Raw genomic sequence first — 18,546 nt, 5'->3', positions numbered from 1 at the left:
ACCGATCTGACCCGTTTGTCAACACCCTGTCGACTTTGCTTGCCTTCCCTGAAGCCCTGCCGAGGCGTCTGCCCCGAAGGAAGAGGCGTATTCTACCGGCTTTTTTTCATTCGTCAAGCAATAATCTTCTTCAGAAAGATATTTTATTGTCTGCAGAATTTAACCAGTTTAAATATCTGGCAACACCTTCTTTAACGCTAAGAAATTCCTTGGTATAACCCGCTCGTCTTAAGCCTGAAATATCCGCCTGGGTATAACTTTGATAAGCGCCTTTTAAATGCTCAGGAAAAGAAATATATTCAATATCACCTTCTTTATGCCAATCGATAACCGCTCGAGCAACGGTGTTGAAAGTTTCGGCCTGCCCGGTTCCGATATTATAGATACCATGCTGATCAGGGTGATCCAAGAACCACAAGTTAACATCTACCACGTCATCGACGTAGACAAAGTCTCGTTTCTGCTCGCCGTCAGCCAGGCCATCACAACCCGCAAATAGCTTGGCTCGCTTTTGCTCTATAATCTGACGATTAAAATGAAATGCCGTGCTGCTCATTGAGCCTTTATGCTGTTCTCTTGGGCCGTAGACATTGAAGTACCGGAATCCGACAATCTGGCTCTTCGTATTTGGCAATAGCTGACGAACATATTGATCAAATTGAAATTTTGAATAGGCATACATATTGATCGGATGTTCGCATTTGCGATCGACGCGAAAGCCGTGCTCGCCATTACCATAAACTGAAGCAGATGATGCATATATAAACGCTGCATTTTTTGCGATACACCAATGCAACAAGCGTTTTGAATAATCATAATTATTCGTCATAACGAATTGCCCGTCCCATTCTGTTGTCGAAGAACAAGCCCCCTGATGAAAAACGGCGCGCACATCGTTTAGAAAAGCCGGCGATTCAATTTTCTCTATGAATTGAGCTTTATCCATGTAATCGGCGATATCCAGATCAGCAATATTATGCACTTTCCGGCCGTTAACCAGATGATCGACCAGCAATATATTGCGCTCGTCACGCTCGTTTAAGGCTCGAACAAGATTACTGCCGATAAATCCAGCGCCTCCGGTAACAACAATCATTCTTCTCCCCTCGCTTTCTTGATCATGGACGTTGTCGACTGACCATCAACAAACTGTAAAATTTTCACTTCGCCCCCCGCTTGTATAACGCAATCACTGCCGGCGACTTGCTCGGGCCGATAATCGCCGCCTTTGACGATGACATCAGGTAATAACCTGCAATATAGGCGCTCTGGCGTTTCCTCTTCGAACGACACTACCCAATCCACACAGGCCAATGCCGCAAGCACCAGCATACGCTGCTGAAGACCATTAATCGGACGTGAATTACCTTTAAGCTGTCTGACTGACGCATCAGAATTAACCGCGACAATCAACCTATCACCCAAAGCTCTGGCCTGCTCCAGATAAGTGACATGCCCGGCATGCAGTAAATCGAAACAGCCGTTAGTCATAATGATTCGTTCGCCATTGGCTTTTGCCTTAGCGATAATCTGAGCTAATTCGTCTTCAGAAACGACACCGTATTGTGAATCCCGATCGCTGCGCGTAGCCTGCATTAATTCCAGCAGAGAAACAGTTGAGGTACCGAGCTTACCGACTACAATGCCGCCGGCCAAATTGGCCAAATACATCGCATCATGCAGTGTTTTACCAATCGCTACGCCTAAAGCCATTACCGCAATAACCGTATCGCCTGCACCAGTTACGTCAAACACATCCTTGGCTTGAGCCGGAAGGGAATGCGCATGAGCATCTTGTATCAACGTCATGCCGGCTTCACCGCGTGTCAGCAATAGCGTATCGATTTGATATTGCCGTAACAGCAATCGACCTCTTTCAATTAGGCTGTTTTCGTCTCCGCAAGCCCCCACTACGGCCTGCAATTCAGAAAGATTTGGCGTTATGATATCGGCCTGAGCATAACGTCCATAATCAACCCCTTTGGGATCGACCAGAACCTTAACTCCGGCCTGCCTAGCATGGGCTATGTATTCCGAAACATGGGCCAATGTACCTTTGCCGTAATCGGAGAAAACGACCGCATCACTTTTAGGCAGATACTGCGCAAGCCGTGCTAACAAGGCTTCTTTGTTAACCGGCAGCGGCGTTTCTTCGAAATCAAGCCGGAGCAGTTGCTGATGCTGGGCCATAATCCGCAATTTACAGATACTACGCATGTTGGGCTCAACAATGAAGTCGCATGCGACGCCTTCTGCTTCCAACAACTTCTGAAGAATCTGGCCCTCGGCATCATCACCAATGACGCCCAATAATGTCACCTGGCCACCTAGTCTGGCGATATTCACCGCTACGTTACCGGCTCCACCGATACGATCTTCAATATCTTTGACCCGAACCACCGGCACAGGCGCTTCAGGCGAAATCCGACCGGCTAGTCCTGACCAGTAGCGATCCAGCATGACATCGCCTACGACAACAATATGAGCCTGTTTAAACTTAGACGCCGCTACCAACATCTGTTGCCTCCTCAATCACACTGCACCACCAGTGACCTATCAATATATGCGCTTCCTGAATTCTTGCTGTTACCGCGGAAGGCACAATGATTGAGAGTGTAGCCTGATGATGCAACTCTCCGCCTTCACCGCCCGTTAAACCGACCACTGCCATGCCTTTCGATTTAGCAACCTCAACTGCTTTCAGAATATTCTTGCTTCGGCCCGATGTGGAGATAGCTACCAAACAATCTTTTTCATTGGCGAGGGCTTCCACCTGACGCGAGAAAACCGTTTCAAACTCAAAGTCATTGGTATGAGCCGTTAAAATAGAACTGTCTGTCGTCAAAGCGATCGCTGCCAGCGCCCGCCGTTTTTTTTCATACCTGACAACCAATTCAGCTGCAATATGCTGACAATCTGCAGCACTGCCGCCATTACCGCATAATAATATCTTTCCGCCCTGCTTCAGCGTCTCGATCAATAGCTCTCCGGCTGCTTCTATTTTCTCGGAACAGTCGGCCAAGCGCGTCATCATTTCTCTGTGCTCTTCAAGCTCAGAAATAAATGCTTTCAAAATAGTATCCCCATAGTTTCAAAAGGCTTTTTTAGCCGTGCTAAAACAAAGTGTTTTTATTCAAAACGAATTGATAGGCAATTAATTGACAACCGCTTGTTTCCGGTCATTCCTGTGCTGCATCTGATGCAAGCGAGCATAAGCCCCATTTTTTTTAATGAGTTCCTGATGCGTACCTCTTTCCACGATTTGACCATGATCGATAACCAGAATCATATCCGCATTTTCTATGGTTGATAGTCTATGAGCTATCACCAGTGTTGTCCGATTGCGCATGACTATTTGCAGGGCCGCCTGTATAAAGCGCTCCGATTCGGTATCCAGCGCCGACGTTGCCTCATCCAGTATCAAGACTGGCGCATCTTTCAGCAACGCTCTTGCCAATGCTAATCGTTGCCTTTGCCCACCCGACAATTTGACGCCGTTTTCACCTATTTCGGTATCAAACCCCAGCTCCAGCTTGCTAATGAATTCCATTGCATAAGCATCGGTTGCAGCGGCAATAATGTCTTTTCTGTCGGCGTTTGCCAGTGCGCCGTAAGCTATATTATTGGCTATCGTATCATTGAATAAGGTGACCTGTTGATTAACCAATGCCAGGTGTTTTCTTAAATTCGCTAGTTCATAGGTATTGATTTCAACGCCATCGAGCAATATTTCGCCTGTCTTATGCGTATAAAAACGGGAAACCAGATTAGCCAGCGTGCTTTTACCGCCGCCGGAAGCGCCGACTAGTGCTATAGTCTGCCCCGGATCCGCTTTGAAACTGATGTTCCTTAGAGCGAGCTCAGTAGCTCCGGGATATTTAAAAGATACGTTCTTGAACTCCAGCTTGCCTTTGCATTTATCTATTTGATAAATGCCATCATTCTGCTCTGTTGGCTCATCCAGAACATCGAACAGGGATTCAGCCGCCGCAATACCTTTCTGGATATCGCCATTAACCTCCGTTAACTGTCTGACAGGTCTGGGCAGCAGAAATGCCGCGGTCAGATAGCCTAAAAATTCGCCTGTGCTGGACTGCTCCATAAAAAACAGCGCCATATACATCAAACCGGACAATGCTACGGCAATGATGAGCTGTATGATCGGATTATGCACGGCCTGTGTCGTGGAGAGCTTTAGCGATTGCCGCCGATTATCCAGGCTGCTCTTCATAAATCGCCGACGCTCATAATCCTCGCCGCCATAGCTGCGCACGATTCGATGGCCGCCTACCAGTTCGGACGTAATATGCGTTATATCGCCCACCGATTGCTGGATTTTCTTGCTGATGTTGCGTAATCGCTTACTGACGTAACTCACCAGCACCGCAATAATCGGTGTTATGGCGACAAAGACCATCGACAACATCCAGTTTGAATAGAACAGATATCCCAATAAACCTACAGCGGTCAACCCCTCCCTGACGAAAGTCCGTACCGCATCGGTAGTCGCCTTGGTAACCTCACCGACGTTATTAGAGATTCTTGCAATCATATAACCGCTATTGTTCGCGTCGAAATAAGCAGTGGGCAAACGCGTATAATGATCAAAAATTTCGCATCTTAGTGCATGCACGACGTTACAGGATACTTTGGCCAGAAAATAATTGCCCAGATAAGCCCCCAGTCCTCGCACCACAATCAAGCCGCTAAACAGCAACGGCAAATAATACATGCCCTCACGCACTTCGGTTTGCAGCGTGTCAATAATATGCTTGATCAATGACGCGAATAATGGCTGAGTAGCCGAGTAAATCAGAAAACCCAGAATACTGATTGCAAAAAAACCACGGTGCGGTTTTACATAAGTCAATAATCGCTTGTATATTTGTATACTCGCTTCAGATTCTTTTTTCATACTTTTATATAATTCATACCACTCACATGCTTTGGCAGTAGTAACTCATGTTTAAATGAGTAAAATATTACCATTCTTTAACGAAAAAGACTGTAATAGCCTCCCATCTGATGCTTTTATCAGACTGTTTCGCCTCTGGAACACAAGCTATACATTCCATAGCAAGACTGTAAAATATCGCGGTATTGTTATGAGATTAAAAATTGCATACACTGAATGAAGAAACATCCATCGCTAGCTCCTCCTTCCAGAATATTGGTCATTGCCTTACGCCATCTTGGCGATGTGTTGCTGATAACGCCCTTAGTACGCTCACTTCATAAAGCCTATCCACAGGCGCAAATAGATGTTTTGGTATTTGACAACACGGCCGCTATCTTACAAGGAAACCCAGATATCAACCGGATAATAACCACGCCTTTACGTCCAACACGCGCTGATTACCAACATCTTGTTTCGCAATTATTTAGGAGATACAGCCTGGCAGTCATTACACAGACAGGGGATCGCCCTTTCATTTATGGATTGTTAGCTGCACCTACGCGTGTCGCTGTGGTGCCGAAAAAAAATCAAAAAGGAGCATGGAAACGCTATTTGGTTCAATATTGGACTGAATTTGATGATGAAAATACGCACACCGTGCTACAACTCTTAAAACTGGCGGATCTCCTAGGCATCGCCAGAAATTATACGCTGGTTTCTCCGCAACCAACTGGCGATCAGGCGCTTCCCGCTCTCTCTGACCACTCGGCCTATGCTGTTCTTCATGCCTATCCGATGTGGCATTATAAACGATGGACGATCAATGGCTGGATTGAAACTGCGCAATTTCTTCAGGATTCAGGTTTAAAGGTAGTGCTATCAGGCGGCCCCGCGCCGGAAGAAATTGATTACGTAAACGAAATTCATCGGCAATTATCGCCTGAGGTCTTGAACTTGGCCGGTAAAACTACTATATCGCAGCTTGCCGATATTATCAGTAAGGCAAAATTATACATCGGTCCCGACACGGGCATAACCCATCTGGCCGCAGCCATGGGCGTTCCGGTCATTGCGTTATACGGTCCGACCAATCCTGTCAAATGGGCCCCTTGGCCCACCAATTATGATAGCGACGAAAATCCGTTCCGGAAACTAGGCGATCAGCAAGTCAACAATATTTATTTAATTCAAGGCATTGCCGATTGTGTACCCTGCCATCAGGAAGGCTGTGACCGAAATCGACAAAGCCGCAGCGCATGCCTGGAAAATATCAGTCCGGAAACCATCAAGAAAACCATCCGGCTAATATTGAATCAAGAGCAACGCCAACAGCAGAAAACAACCCATGTCCTTTAAAAAACAGTATATCCAATCTCAGCCATTAATGATCGGCATTGGCAGCTATATCGTCATTCTGCTGATTTTAACCCTGCCTTTTTCTACCGCCTTAACTGTTGTATTTTCCGCGGCATTGTTGCTGTTGTGGATCAGCTCGGCTCAATTTATGTCCTTGCCAATCTTTGTAACGCAAAATCCGCTGGCTCTGTTTGCATTATTATTGTTTTTTTATTTAGCTTTTGGCGTCACTTACAGCACAAACTCGCCTGAAAATGCCTTTTCCACGCTCAGCAAATATCGTGAGCTTTTGTTGCTGATCATCCTGCCGCCATTTTTTCAGTCCGAATCCACCAGACAATGGGCATGGAACGCTTTTATTATTGCGTCTGTTATGACGCTATTAGGCTCTTATGCCATTTATTTCGGCTTCATCGATTATATGCAGCCGACAATGGACCCCTGCATTAAAAACCGCATTACTCACAGCCTTTTAGTGGCTTTCTTTGCCTTTTTCTGCGCACATAAATCCTTGCAAGCAGGCAAATACAGGTTGCTCTATATTGCTTTGATTATTTTATGTATTCACAATTTATTCTTCCTCGTCTCCGGCCGCACCGGACAGTTGATTTTTCTGCTATTAATGATGCTTTTTTATATTCAGCGGTTCCCTGCAAAAAAGGCAGTATTGCTAATTACTGCTACCGTCACGCTACTTTTAGTCTTCATAACCTGTTCCGATAGAGCCAATCGCATCAACGAGGGCTTTTCACAAACCCAAAATTATCTGCATTCTGAAAACGGCGGAACCAACTCATCCGAGGGGCAAAGACTAACTTTCTGGAAACATTCGCTGACGCTCATCGCTGAAAACCCTTGGCTAGGCCATGGCACAGGCAGTTATCCTGTTGAGTACGGTAGAGTGGCGGCAAAAACCGATATTGCGTCCAACAATCCCCATAATGAATATTTAATGATTACCGTACAGACCGGCATAGCCGGCCTGTTGCTGTTTTTAGCCTTTTTGTTCAGTCAATATCAATGTTCGTTAAAACTGGCAAATGAATATAAATGGCTGGCGCAAGGCATATTGGTAGCGCTTGCCACCAATAGTCTTTTTAACTCCACAATTCTCGACTTTACCGAAGGGCACTGGTTTATCACTATGATAGCCCTATGCTTTGCAACGTTGCCGACCCATACAAAACCATGCTCAGCGTAGTTATTATCACCAAGAACGAATCCGCGCATATTGCCCGTTGCCTGGAATCTATCGCGTGGGCGGATGAAATCATTGTTCTGGATTCAGGCAGCGAAGACAATACGGTCGACATCTGCCGGCGCTACACTGACAAGGTGTTTATGACTGACTGGCCGGGTTTCGGCATTCAAAAACAGCGAGCCGTCAGCAAGGCAACCCAGCCGTGGATCCTGTCTATCGATGCCGACGAGCAAGTGACGCCTGAATTGAGAAAAGAAATTGAGCAGGCCATGAGCCAAGCCCATATCAGTGGCTTTGAGATACCGCGTCTTTCAAGCTATTGCGGCAAACAGATCAGGCATGGCGGATGGTGGCCCGATTATGTGTTGCGTTTATTTCAACGTGAACACGGGCATTTCACCGAAGATCTGGTGCATGAACGCATTATTGTCGACGGCGCTATCCAGCGCTTAAAAACACCGCTGATTCATGAAGCGTTTATAAACCCTGAAGAAGTCCTGCACAAAATCAACAGTTATTCGTCACTGGGCGCTGAAAAACTGCACCAGGCTGGCAAAAAAACCACATTATTCCAGGCAATAGTTAAAGGATTCTGGACTTTTTTTCGCACTTACTGTTTAAAGGCCGCTTTTCTGGATGGACAGCAAGGGCTCATGCTCGCCATATCCAATGCCGAAGGCACTTATTATAAATATCTGAAATTGCTGGATATGCAACGGAACAAGGAGCCAAAGACGTGAGCTTGATTTCTGTCATTGTCACGACCTATAACTGGCCAGAAGCATTGGATGCCAGTTTGCAAAGCCTGTTAAGCCAAGAAGATCAGAATTTTGAAGTTCTTGTTGCTGATGATGGCTCAACATTTGAAACTCGGAAATTGATAAAGAATCGGTACTCCAGCAGTTCAATACCGATCAAGCATATCTATCATGAAGACCAAGGCTTCAGAGCCGGCACTATTCGAAACAAAGCAGTTGCTCGCAGCCAAGGCGACTATCTGATTTTTCTCGATGGCGACTGCGTAGTTTTTCCAGACTTTATAAAAGTCCATCGCCGCTTAGCCGCCAAGGGCTACTTTATACCCGGCAATCGCATGCTTTTAACCGAAAACTTCACCCAAACAGTCCTGAGCGAGAAAATTCCCCTTCATAGTCAATCAAAAGCTTATTTTATTTTCCGCTGGCTGACTGGCAAAATAAACAGAATCGTTCCGCTCATATCCTTGCCCATGGGGCCGTTACGCCTGATACATCCACTCCGCTGGCAAAAAGCCATGACCTGTAACTTGGCCATGTGGAAAAATGATTTTATGGCGGTTAACGGTTTTGACGAACTTTTCCAAGGCTGGGGTTATGAAGATTCTGATCTGGTGATTCGCCTGATACATAACGGCATTAAACGCAAGGAAGGCCGATTCGCTGTACCTGTCTTGCATCTGTGGCACCGGCAAAACGATCAAAGCCAGCATGATAAAAACTTTCAGCGGCTTATGGAGCGCCTGAATGAACGGGAGTTCATTCAGGCGGAAAAAGGACTGGATCAATACATTTGAACCCGCCCTTTTTTATTAGTTGCTGTTTTGTATCAAGTCGAAAACTATTCGTTTATTTCCTCAATCAGCATCTCTCTAATTTATTACTCGTTACTGGCTCCTTGATAAGCACTTTCTCGTGATTTATCCGGTTTAATACGCGTACCGACCGTTTTCAGCGCTCGTAATAGCGGTGCAGCGCCACCCATCGCTACCGCATCGACTAAGCAATACCAGGCAGCAACGCCGCTTGGCGGATTGCCTTGCGGCAAATGCAACACCGGATCGATAGCCGCCCATTTCCAGGTCCCAACCGCGGTGCCAATAATTTCCAACCATGTGGTAATAAAAAAGGCTGCAAGATAAATCATGGGTGAACGACCCTTGAAAAGATAAATCAGAAAAACGCAAAACAGCAAAGCACCTACATAATCACCCTGCTCCGCATAGCCGCTGATGCCCCAGGCCGACCAGGCACCACACACGAGCACTACAAATGTGGCGATTTCTCTGGCATATATTAGAAACAGTCCTGAACGCCCCAATGCCACAGCCGTCAAATAAACCATGCCATGCCCCGGCGGCACATAAGCCGGTACATTGCCAAAACGATAGGTGTACCCGCCCATAAAAGGCGAGGCAAAATGTTCCCCTATAGTGGCAAAAATGATGGCAATAATTACCTGCATTCTGACTTCTTTATTTTCACCGAGCAGTAAACCTGTTAAAAACACCCATCCGCAGACGCCTAGCGCATTTTGTTTCTCCAGCGCAGCATTAGCGTCAGCCGTTAAACAGACCGCTACACAAAAAAAAGTAAAGGCTGCTATAAAGTAATCCCGTTTTTTATGCGCATATGCACCATTAACAGGTGGGAAATGGCGTAACATTTTTTACCTCGTCAAATTAACTTTGGCTCCGTCATAAAGTCTTCTATGACATGGCCTTATATAAATACCCAAGCAATTGCGGCGTACCTTGCAAATTTACCCGACAAAATGATTAAACAAGCCGGCAATAAAGGAAGCCTCAACCAACCGCCAGCAAAACACAAAGCATCCCCAACCAATGGCAACCATGAAAAAAATAATGCCCAAATGCCTCTTTTTCTGACTATATCGAGCGCTTTCCGCTTCTTTTCCGGCAATAGCGTAGCCACAGGAAATTTTTTAGCGGCCAGAAGGCCTAAAATCCATGTCGTCATGGCTCCCAGCGTATTGCCTATAGTGGCAACAATGACTAATTGTTCAATCTGATAATTGCCTTCCGCTACCATATAAGCCAGTACCGCCTCAGATCCGCCTGGGGCAATCGTTGATGATATAAAGGCACTAATGAATAATCCCTCTATTCCAACCAGCATCTCTTGCACTTAATTTCTCCCAAAAAAAAACCCCTGTAGCCCAAAAAGCACAGGGGTTTTTATATTGCCAGAATTTAACTTCCGGGTAATGTCTTGTTCTTGCTGGAAATGACCAGCTTAACCAGATCAGACAAAAATTTTACAATCAGTTCTACAGTCGATCTCAATAAATCGAAAATATAAGCCACTATTTCCGATGCGCTCATTCCTTTGAATTTGCGAGCCAAAAATGGCGCCAGCAGTAAGCCGATCGCCAATCCAATTACAGTCATTCCTGAAATCATCGATTCGTCTTTTTGCTCTGGTGCGACTGCAGGCGCACTTTTTGTTGCAGCCATTGGAGCAGCAGTCTGAACACCCGCATTGCCAGAAACAGCCGCGGCTGTTATCGGTTGAATGCCTGAGTAATCATCTTGAATAGCATAATCTGTTACACCTGGAATACTAGGCAGATCTCCTTCGCCTTTACCAACTTTCAACTGGGCTTTCATGCCTTTTTCCATATGTTGGGCAATATCGCAGTGCACCAGATAAGTTTTATCGCCGGGGGGAAGAATCAGTGTGCCGGAAATTTTTGCAGGGCCTGTTACTTCCAAATGGAACATGCCTTTCGGATACAAATACTTGGGCAGACCATGCATCATCCATTGGTGGCGGATGTTATCTTCATTGATAAAATGAACCGTCAGCTTGGTACAGGGTTTGAAATTAAATTCCTGAGTGTCAAACGCGAACATTCTTCCTGGAAACTTTTCAGCGTATTTATGGCCGGCGCGGACAGTAATTTCCTTAGTTTCAGATATTTCTTCGCAGCCGCCTGGCAGGGTATCGGCATTCTGCCCCATCACCATGCCGCCACCCATATCCATTAAGTGGCCATCGCCATGACTCATAAGCGAGTTATGCTCTTCATACTCTTCCGCAGCCATAGCCGGTACGGAAAAAAGAAAGCTTATTATCGCCACTGATAACAACTTCACCATTCTAAGTTTCCTCTTTACTGGAAAAAATCAACAAAAGTTTTTATTAAAGAATAATAAAAACTGGTCAGAAAAATTTCTGAATGCATATCCCTTGCCAAAGATCCTGCATACTGTTTTTTGACAGTCTTGGCTCCGGTTCAACATAAACTACTGCATCCACTTTACCTAGATTAGGCGGTAGATCAAATCTTGCCAGACTGGCATTCTGCATTCAAAAAATTTTATCTGCATCTTAATTTTGTTGATCCCGTCTTGGGCAAATCCATGATAGCCATGCCATAAATTGCATTAACGTCATATTCAGACCCTAAAACATCAAGGAAGTTCCGATAATTTAGGGTCTGGCTTTTAAATAACTAATTGTTAATCTTGACTATCAGTTACTGATCAAAAACTTTTAACCTTAGCTAATATTCCATCGATCAAACGCTTGAAGCCTGCATGAGACAGATACAGTACGTATAAGCCTGCAAATGCAAAGAATGCGTATAAGAGTATGCTACCGCTTTTTACTTCTTGACCTTTGCCTGCCATAAAGCTCATGTGAGCATCCAGCCTATCACCCTGATCTGGCACTAATGTAATATGAATCAGATACTTGCCAACTTCTGGCACACCGTTAGGCAAAGATAAAACTACAGTACCGGATTTATGTTTATTAGCTTCTTGAAAAAACACCCGAGTGCCTTCAGGTTCTTTTGTTACTTCAAACTCAACCGCCATATTTCTGTATCTGACGTCCTGATAATCAAATACAAGCTGAGTTAATGTATTGGTATTGGGAATGTTGCCGCAAAAATCTTCGGCCGGGAAAGCTTTCGGTTGATAAGCGGTATAGTGAATCCAATGATCCTTTTCCAATTCAAATTTACATTGGTCGGTATCGGTACCAGCTGCTCCACCGTGTGCCCACAACGAGGCAGAAAAAAACAACCCCAGGAATCCCAGGACAAATCCTCTTAACAATTGTGCTCTATTCATACTACCTTCCAGTTTTGCTAAATAAATAATTATTATTATTAGGAAAAATGCAACCGCCCCTATTTACGTAGCTTGAGCTCATAAAAACTGTATTTGCTCTCTATCTTGGCTCATAGCAACTTGCAACTCTAGCATATCGCCCCATACAAATAAAGGAATTGATGGAAAGTCATGTGCTATAAAAGTATAATGTTGCCAAATGATAATGCCCTTATAGCGCTATTGCCATCATTGGGCCCTTTTCGTAGACTTATACTAAATTTTATTCAGCCGGAACTCAGCACAATGTCATCTCTGACCACCTCAGAAGCCTGGAAAGCCTTACAAAACCATTATCATCAGATACACAAGCATTCACTGCGCGACAGCTTTGAAAGTGACAGTCATCGTTTCGATAAGTTCTCTCTTACTTTCAACGATATTCTTTTTGACTATTCCAAGAACAGAATAACAGAGGAAACACTGCCTCTTCTCATGGATCTTGCCAGACACGCTGGGCTTGAATCAAAAATCCATGCCATGTTCTCCGGAGCGATTATCAACAATACCGAACGCAGAGCCGTTCTGCATACCGCTCTGCGTAACCGGAGCAATAAGCCGGTTTATGTGGATGGGCAAGACGTCATGCCGCAGATCAACGAGGTGCTCGCTAAAATGCGCGCCTTCTGCGATAGTGTTCGCTCGGGCGAATGGAAGGGTTATACCGGCAAAGCCATCACCGACATCGTCAATATTGGTATCGGAGGCTCTGACTTAGGCCCCAAAATGGCTTCGACAGCTTTGACACCTTATGCCACAGATGCCTTAAAAGTCCATTTTGTCTCCAACGTGGATCAGGCCGATCTTGTAGAAACGTTAAAACGCTTGTCCCCTGAAACGACATTATTTCTTATCGCGTCCAAAAAATTCAACACGCACGAAACCATGACTAATGCAAAGTCTGCAAGAAACTGGTTTCTAGACAGTGCGAAAGATCAAAAAGCCGTTGCCAAGCATTTTGTCGCCATTTCGACCGATATTGACAAAATTGCCGAGTTCGGGATAGACGCCAACAATATGTTTGAATTCTGGGATTGGGTAGGCGGCCGTTATTCACTTTGGTCAAGCATAGGCCTATCCATTGCCTTGTATGTCGGCATGGACAATTTTGAGCAGTTGTTGCAGGGTGCTCATGAAGTTGACGAACACTTCCGCAGCACGCCTTTTGAGAAAAATATCCCTGTCATCATGGGCCTGCTGGGCATCTGGTATAATAACTTCTTTAATGCCGAATCGCACGCCATTTTGCCCTATGACCAATCTCTACGCTATTTAGCCGATTACTTTCAGCAGGGCGACATGGAAAGCAACGGCAAAAGCATCGATATGAATGGCGAAAAGGTTGACTACAGCACCGGCCAGATTATCTGGGGCCAGCCCGGCACTAATGGCCAGCACGCTTTTTATCAGCTCATACACCAGGGCACCAAACTGATTCCTTGTGACTTCCTGGCCCCTGCACAAAGTCATTACCATTTGCCTGAACATCATGACATTTTGATCTCAAACTTCCTGGCGCAACCTGAAGCTTTGATGAAAGGCAAAACGGCCGAAGAGGTCAAACGGGAACTGACACCGTCCGAACAGGCCGACCCGGTACTGGTCGCATCAAAAGTATTTGAAGGCAACAAGCCATCCAATGCATTTTTATTCAAGAAACTGACACCCAAAACATTGGGCTCATTGATCGCATTGTATGAACATAAAATCTTCGTTCAAGGCGTGATCTGGAACATCAATTCTTTTGACCAGATGGGTGTGGAATTGGGAAAAGTATTAGCCAAAGCCATACTTCCCGAGCTTCAGAATGATGAAATTATCAAAAGCCATGATGGCTCTACTAATGCGCTGATCAACACTTATAAACAATACCGATAACGGCATCTCCAGGTTAACGCATTAAAATATCTGAGCATCATTCAAATAACCGGCAAAGCAAATGGTGATGCCGCAACTCTAATTGAGTTGCGGCATCATGCAACGCCAGCTCAAAGCCCTGGCGTTGCTTCGATCATAATACTGACAACATCAGGTCAGATTCAGGCAACCGATCACACTTAGCATGCTGCGATAATGGCTATGGAACGCACCGATCAGAAGCGATATCAACGCCTAGCGCGAAAAAAATCCTTTAACAATTCCCCGCATTCTTCTTCCAACACGCCACCGGCCCAATTGACCCGGTGATTTAAAAAGCTTGCATCGGTCAGTGACAAGGCGTTGCAAACAGCGCCCCGTTTGGGATCGAAGGCTCCGAAAACAAGCCGCTTAATGCGCGCATGGCTGATAGCGCCCATGCACATCACACAAGGCTCCAACGTAACGTATAACGTAGCGTCACAGAGCCGATAATTTTCCAGCGCAATACCAGCCCTGCGGACAGCTATGATCTCGGCATGAGCAGTCGGATCATGAATACCTATCGGCATGTTCCAGCCTTCGGCAATACACTGATCATCCTTAACGATGACAGCGCCGATCGGAACTTCTCCCTGTTGCTCGGCACGTTGCGCCAGCCTGATGGCATAGCGCATCCATGCCTCATCCTGTGATTGTATTATTCCCATTCAATGGTTGCGGGCGGCTTGCCGGATATATCATAAGCCACACGCGAGATGCCTGGCACTTCATTAATAATACGGCGAGAAACCACATCAAGAAATTCGTAAGGCAAATTCGCCCAACGCGCCGTCATGAAATCAATCGTTTCAACAGCCCTCAGAGCGACGACATAATCGTAACGACGGCCATCGCCCATAACGCCGACCGACTTGACCGGCAGAAATACGGCAAAGGCCTGGCTGACTTTATCATAAAGCTCATGCCGGTACAGCTCTTCAATGAAGATAGCATCAGCCTGACGCAACAAGTCCGCATACTGTTTTTTGACTTCACCTAAAATCCTGACGCCTAAACCGGGTCCAGGAAACGGATGACGGAATATCATTTCTGAGGGCAGGCCCAGCTCCAGGCCCAGCTTTCTAACCTCATCCTTGAACAATTCCCGCAAGGGCTCGACCAACTTCAAGGTCATATCTTCAGGCAACCCGCCGACATTGTGATGAGATTTGATCAGGTGCGCCTTGCCGCTTTTCGAACCCGCAGACTCAATCACATCGGGATAAATCGTGCCCTGCGCCAACCATTTTGCATCGGTTAATTTCGCCGCTTCTTCATCAAAGATTTCAATGAACAAATTGCCGATAATCTTGCGTTTCTGCTCGGGATCGCTGACGCCGTTCAAGGCGTCCAGATAGCGCTGCTCCGCATTGACTCTGATGACTTTAACCCCCATGTGCTCGGCAAAAGTCGCCATAACTTGATCGCCTTCGTGCAAACGCAGCAGACCGGTATCGACAAAAACGCAGGTCAACTGATCGCCTATGGCCTTATGCAGCAACGCCGCCACAACAGATGAATCCACCCCGCCGGACAAGCCTAAAATGACCTGATCGCTACCGACCATCGCGCGCACGGACTGAATGCTGTCTTCTATGATATTGCTGGCTGTCCATAACGCTTCGCAACCACAAATATCCAACACAAAGCGGGACAATATGCGTCCACCCTGCTTCGTGTGGGTGACTTCCGGATGGAACTGCAGACCGTAAAACGCTTTTTCTTCATTGGCGATACCGGCAACAGGCGCCCCGTCCGAGCTGGCAATTAGCATGAAACCATCAGGCATGTCAACAACACGGTCGCCATGACTCATCCAAACATCCAGCAACCCATAGCCTTCCTCAGAAACATGATCCTCTATACCGGCCAGTAATTTGGAATGGCCGCGCGCCCTGATCTGCGCATAACCGAATTCCCTGTGATCGGAAGACTCAACCTTGCCGCCCAGCTGCGCAGTCATAGTCTGCAATCCGTAACAAATACCCAATACAGGCACGCCCAGATCAAACACGATTTGCGGCGCTCTCGGCGTATCGCCGCTGGTTACCGTTTCGGGACCACCCGACAAGATAATGCCATTGGGCGCGAATTGTTCAACATCTTCCGCACTGCATTCGCAGGAGTAAATTTCGCAGTAAACGCCGATTTCGCGAATTCGCCGCGCGATTAATTGAGTATATTGCGAGCCGAAATCTAAAATAAGGATTTTGTGCGAATGGATATTCGCGGACTGTTGCTGCTTCACGTTAAAACTCGACAGTTATATTCGTTTAAAAAAACAAGGGGCTCCTGAGAGCCCCAACAATGTATCTTTGTATCGCCGGCGTTTAATCGAGGCGGTAATTGGGCGCTTCTTTTGTAATGGTCACGTCATGTACATGACTTTCTCTCATACCCGCACTGGTCACACGCACAAATTGCGCCCTTTCATGCAGTGCGGCGATAGTTTGACTGCCGGTGTAACCCATGCTGGCGCGAACACCACCCAGCAATTGATGAATAACGGCCAGCAAGCTGCCTTTATAAGGCACTCGACCTTCAATGCCTTCCGGCACCAGTTTTTCGACCAGTTCGGTTTCTTCCTGAAAATAACGATCACTGGAACCTTGCTGTTGAGACATTGCCCCCAAAGAACCCATGCCACGATATGATTTGTAAGAACGCCCCTGAAACAGCTCAATTTCGCCTGGCGCCTCTTCAGTGCCGGCGAATAATCCGCCCAACATCACGGCATATGCTCCCGCAGCCAGTGCTTTAGCGACATCACCGGAATAACGGATACCGCCATCTGCAATTAAAGGCACGCCAGTACCTTTCAATGCATCGGCCACATTACTGACTGCCGTGATTTGCGGCACACCGACGCCGGCAATAATGCGCGTTGTGCAAATAGAACCCGGCCCAATACCGACCTTGACGCCATCGGCGCCAGCCTCAACCAATGCGCGCGCCGCTTCCGCAGTAGCGATATTGCCCCCGATGACCTGAACTCCGGGATAATTCTGTTTAACCCAGCGCACTCTGTCCAAAACGCCTTGCGAATGGCCATGCGCCGTATCGACTACAATAACGTCGACACCAGCCGCCACCAGCGCAGCCACACGCTCTTCAGTGCCATGCCCGGTGCCAACCGCAGCGCCGACTCGCAGCCTTTCATGTTCATCTTTACAGGCCAATGGGTAATCCTTGGCTTTCTGAATATCTTTTACGGTAATCATACCCCGTAAATGAAATGCATCATTCACGACCAGCACTTTTTCTATGCGATGCTCATGCAGCAACGCAATCGCTTCTTTACGATCGGCATTTTCACTAACCGTAACCAAACGTTCTTTGGGCGTCATGACCTTGGTTACCGGCTCGTCAAAACGAGTTTCAAAACGCAAATCACGGCTCGTTACAATACCGACCAGCTTATCGCCATCGACTACCGGTACGCCGGAAATATTTTTAGCCCGCGTTAAGTTAATAACGTCCCGAATACTGGTATCAGGCGAAACGGTAATTGGATTTTTGATTACTCCGCTCTCGTACTTTTTAACGTTACTAACTTCCAGCGCCTGCTGCTCGGCAGTCATATTTTTATGAATGATGCCTATGCCGCCTTCCTGAGCGATGGCAATCGCAAGTCGTGCCTCTGTTACGGTATCCATAGCCGCGGCAACCAGAGGAATATTCAGCGCAATGCCACGTGTCAATTGCGTTTTCATTTCTACATCTCGTGGCAGCACAGTCGAGTGCGCGGGCACTAATAAAACGTCATCAAACGTGAGCGCTTCCTGAATAATTTGCATAAACCACACCTAAAAGCCTTAATTAACATGAAACTATAGCACTAACTGCCAATAATCGCCATATTATAATTTAATTTCTTGACATATTCCCACAAAAGTGTAGCTCCTGTGGCTCTCGACTTGTCTTCTAAGAAACACCTAAGGGCATAAAACTAGGACAAGGACTAATTGAATAGATGCCTAAGCAGAGTTACTTAATAGAACAGATGCATTTATTCTCTGCATATAGACTGGAATCCATATGGTTTCTTTCTGTAGCTGGGCTATTGATTGATTCCTACACTTAAGCTATTTTTACATTGTCTTAATTTATTGGCGCCTATAAAACATAAGACAATGTAATTTAAGTCAAAACGCATCAATACCAACAATAATTATCTTGGCTCATAATGGATTCCGGGGAGTTAGCTGATAATCAGTTCCAACAGTGAACTTAATAACGCTTTACCGCGTTTTCTGGCGTTATGCACAAATTCAAAAAAGCCTAAATAAATGGGCA

Annotated in this window: 16 protein-coding genes; 5 read left to right on the top strand and 11 right to left on the bottom strand. The window is 46.2% G+C overall.

Translation table 11 applies throughout. The annotated features are described in order from the left end of the window. Positions 1-130 precede the first annotated feature (130 nt). The 4 genes from rfaD to msbA form a co-directional block, all read right to left on the bottom strand. The gene (gene rfaD, locus V2P20_RS00480; protein WP_331814878.1) at positions 131-1,096 is read right to left on the bottom strand and encodes an ADP-glyceromanno-heptose 6-epimerase; all 966 of its coding nucleotides are present in this window, start codon (positions 1,094-1,096) and stop codon (positions 131-133) included. After that, complete coding sequence (gene hldE / locus V2P20_RS00475) at positions 1,093-2,517, bottom strand: bifunctional D-glycero-beta-D-manno-heptose-7-phosphate kinase/D-glycero-beta-D-manno-heptose 1-phosphate adenylyltransferase HldE (RefSeq protein WP_331814876.1); 1,425 nt, start codon at positions 2,515-2,517, stop codon at positions 1,093-1,095. Before hldE ends, rfaD begins: the two co-directional genes overlap by 4 nt. After that, positions 2,498-3,073 carry an SIS domain-containing protein gene (locus V2P20_RS00470; RefSeq protein ID WP_331814874.1) on the bottom strand — a complete coding sequence of 192 codons (576 nt, stop codon included), beginning with the start codon at positions 3,071-3,073 and terminating at the stop codon, positions 2,498-2,500. Before V2P20_RS00470 ends, hldE begins: the two co-directional genes overlap by 20 nt. Positions 3,074-3,154: 81 nt before the next feature. Next, positions 3,155-4,915, bottom strand: a complete 1,761-nt coding sequence (gene msbA, locus V2P20_RS00465; RefSeq protein ID WP_331814872.1) for a lipid A export permease/ATP-binding protein MsbA — start codon at positions 4,913-4,915, stop codon at positions 3,155-3,157. Positions 4,916-5,131: 216 nt separating this feature from the next. Between msbA and rfaQ the strand changes: the two genes are divergently transcribed. From rfaQ to V2P20_RS00445, 4 genes are all read left to right on the top strand, one after another. Continuing rightward, positions 5,132-6,253 carry a putative lipopolysaccharide heptosyltransferase III gene (gene rfaQ / locus V2P20_RS00460; RefSeq protein ID WP_331814870.1) on the top strand — a complete coding sequence of 374 codons (1,122 nt, stop codon included), beginning with the start codon at positions 5,132-5,134 and terminating at the stop codon, positions 6,251-6,253. Between the two features lie 124 nt (positions 6,254-6,377). Next, entirely contained in the window at positions 6,378-7,454 is a 1,077-nt protein-coding gene (locus tag V2P20_RS00455) for an O-antigen ligase family protein (protein ID WP_331814868.1), read from the top strand. Next, positions 7,409-8,194 carry a glycosyltransferase family 2 protein gene (locus tag V2P20_RS00450; RefSeq protein WP_331814865.1) on the top strand — a complete coding sequence of 262 codons (786 nt, stop codon included), beginning with the start codon at positions 7,409-7,411 and terminating at the stop codon, positions 8,192-8,194. Before V2P20_RS00455 ends, V2P20_RS00450 begins: the two co-directional genes overlap by 46 nt. Next, a complete protein-coding gene (locus tag V2P20_RS00445; protein WP_331814863.1) occupies positions 8,191-9,006 on the top strand; it encodes a glycosyltransferase family 2 protein in 816 nt (271 codons plus the stop codon). Before V2P20_RS00450 ends, V2P20_RS00445 begins: the two co-directional genes overlap by 4 nt. An 83-nt stretch (positions 9,007-9,089) precedes the next feature. On the opposite strand, the gene V2P20_RS00440 is transcribed toward V2P20_RS00445, so the two are convergent. From V2P20_RS00440 to V2P20_RS00425, 4 genes are all read right to left on the bottom strand, one after another. Beyond that, the gene (locus V2P20_RS00440) at positions 9,090-9,875 is read right to left on the bottom strand and encodes a hypothetical protein (RefSeq protein ID WP_331814860.1); all 786 of its coding nucleotides are present in this window, start codon (positions 9,873-9,875) and stop codon (positions 9,090-9,092) included. Positions 9,876-9,931: 56 nt separating this feature from the next. Beyond that, entirely contained in the window at positions 9,932-10,357 is a 426-nt protein-coding gene (locus V2P20_RS00435; protein ID WP_331814858.1) for a YqaA family protein, read from the bottom strand. A 65-nt stretch (positions 10,358-10,422) separates the two neighbouring features. Continuing rightward, a complete protein-coding gene (locus V2P20_RS00430) occupies positions 10,423-11,331 on the bottom strand; it encodes a copper oxidase (RefSeq protein WP_331814856.1) in 909 nt (302 codons plus the stop codon). A gap of 387 nt (positions 11,332-11,718) precedes the next feature. Next, positions 11,719-12,312, bottom strand: a complete 594-nt coding sequence (locus V2P20_RS00425; RefSeq protein ID WP_331814854.1) for a hypothetical protein — start codon at positions 12,310-12,312, stop codon at positions 11,719-11,721. 285 nt (positions 12,313-12,597) lie between these two features. On the opposite strand from V2P20_RS00425, the gene pgi reads away from it, so the two are divergent. Next, positions 12,598-14,229, top strand: coding sequence for a glucose-6-phosphate isomerase (gene pgi / locus V2P20_RS00420; protein ID WP_331814852.1), 1,632 nt, complete (start codon positions 12,598-12,600; stop codon positions 14,227-14,229). A gap of 227 nt (positions 14,230-14,456) precedes the next feature. On the opposite strand, the gene tadA is transcribed toward pgi, so the two are convergent. From tadA to guaB, 3 genes are all read right to left on the bottom strand, one after another. Further along, entirely contained in the window at positions 14,457-14,918 is a 462-nt protein-coding gene (tadA, locus tag V2P20_RS00415; protein WP_331814851.1) for a tRNA adenosine(34) deaminase TadA, read from the bottom strand. Further along, positions 14,909-16,498, bottom strand: coding sequence for a glutamine-hydrolyzing GMP synthase (guaA, locus tag V2P20_RS00410; RefSeq protein WP_331814850.1), 1,590 nt, complete (start codon positions 16,496-16,498; stop codon positions 14,909-14,911). The genes tadA and guaA overlap by 10 nt, the downstream gene beginning before the upstream one ends. Before the next feature lie 82 nt (positions 16,499-16,580). Further along, a complete protein-coding gene (guaB, locus tag V2P20_RS00405) occupies positions 16,581-18,047 on the bottom strand; it encodes an IMP dehydrogenase (protein ID WP_331814848.1) in 1,467 nt (488 codons plus the stop codon). Positions 18,048-18,546: the final 499 nt, after the last annotated feature.

The organism is Methylobacter sp. Wu1 (assembly GCF_036553575.1).
GTDB lineage: Bacteria > Pseudomonadota > Gammaproteobacteria > Methylococcales > Methylomonadaceae > Methylobacter.
Note: the sequence above shows the minus strand (reverse complement) of the source record. Positions and strands in the feature narration are given on the sequence as shown.

Excerpts from the sequence above, each read along its gene's own strand:
- V2P20_RS00450 (WP_331814865.1), top strand. The coding sequence starts at position 7,409 with ATGCTTTGCAACGTTGCCGACCCATACAAAACCATGCTCAGCGTAGTT.
- hldE (WP_331814876.1), bottom strand. The coding sequence starts at position 2,517 with ATGTTGGTAGCGGCGTCTAAGTTTAAACAGGCTCATATTGTTGTCGTA.
- pgi (WP_331814852.1), top strand. The coding sequence starts at position 12,598 with ATGTCATCTCTGACCACCTCAGAAGCCTGGAAAGCCTTACAAAACCAT.
- guaB (WP_331814848.1), bottom strand. The coding sequence starts at position 18,047 with ATGCAAATTATTCAGGAAGCGCTCACGTTTGATGACGTTTTATTAGTG.
- rfaD (WP_331814878.1), bottom strand. The coding sequence starts at position 1,096 with ATGATTGTTGTTACCGGAGGCGCTGGATTTATCGGCAGTAATCTTGTT.
- msbA (WP_331814872.1), bottom strand. The coding sequence starts at position 4,915 with ATGAAAAAAGAATCTGAAGCGAGTATACAAATATACAAGCGATTATTG.
- V2P20_RS00425 (WP_331814854.1), bottom strand. The coding sequence starts at position 12,312 with ATGAATAGAGCACAATTGTTAAGAGGATTTGTCCTGGGATTCCTGGGG.
- V2P20_RS00440 (WP_331814860.1), bottom strand. The coding sequence starts at position 9,875 with ATGTTACGCCATTTCCCACCTGTTAATGGTGCATATGCGCATAAAAAA.
- tadA (WP_331814851.1), bottom strand. The coding sequence starts at position 14,918 with ATGGGAATAATACAATCACAGGATGAGGCATGGATGCGCTATGCCATC.
- rfaQ (WP_331814870.1), top strand. The coding sequence starts at position 5,132 with ATGAAGAAACATCCATCGCTAGCTCCTCCTTCCAGAATATTGGTCATT.
- V2P20_RS00430 (WP_331814856.1), bottom strand. The coding sequence starts at position 11,331 with ATGGTGAAGTTGTTATCAGTGGCGATAATAAGCTTTCTTTTTTCCGTA.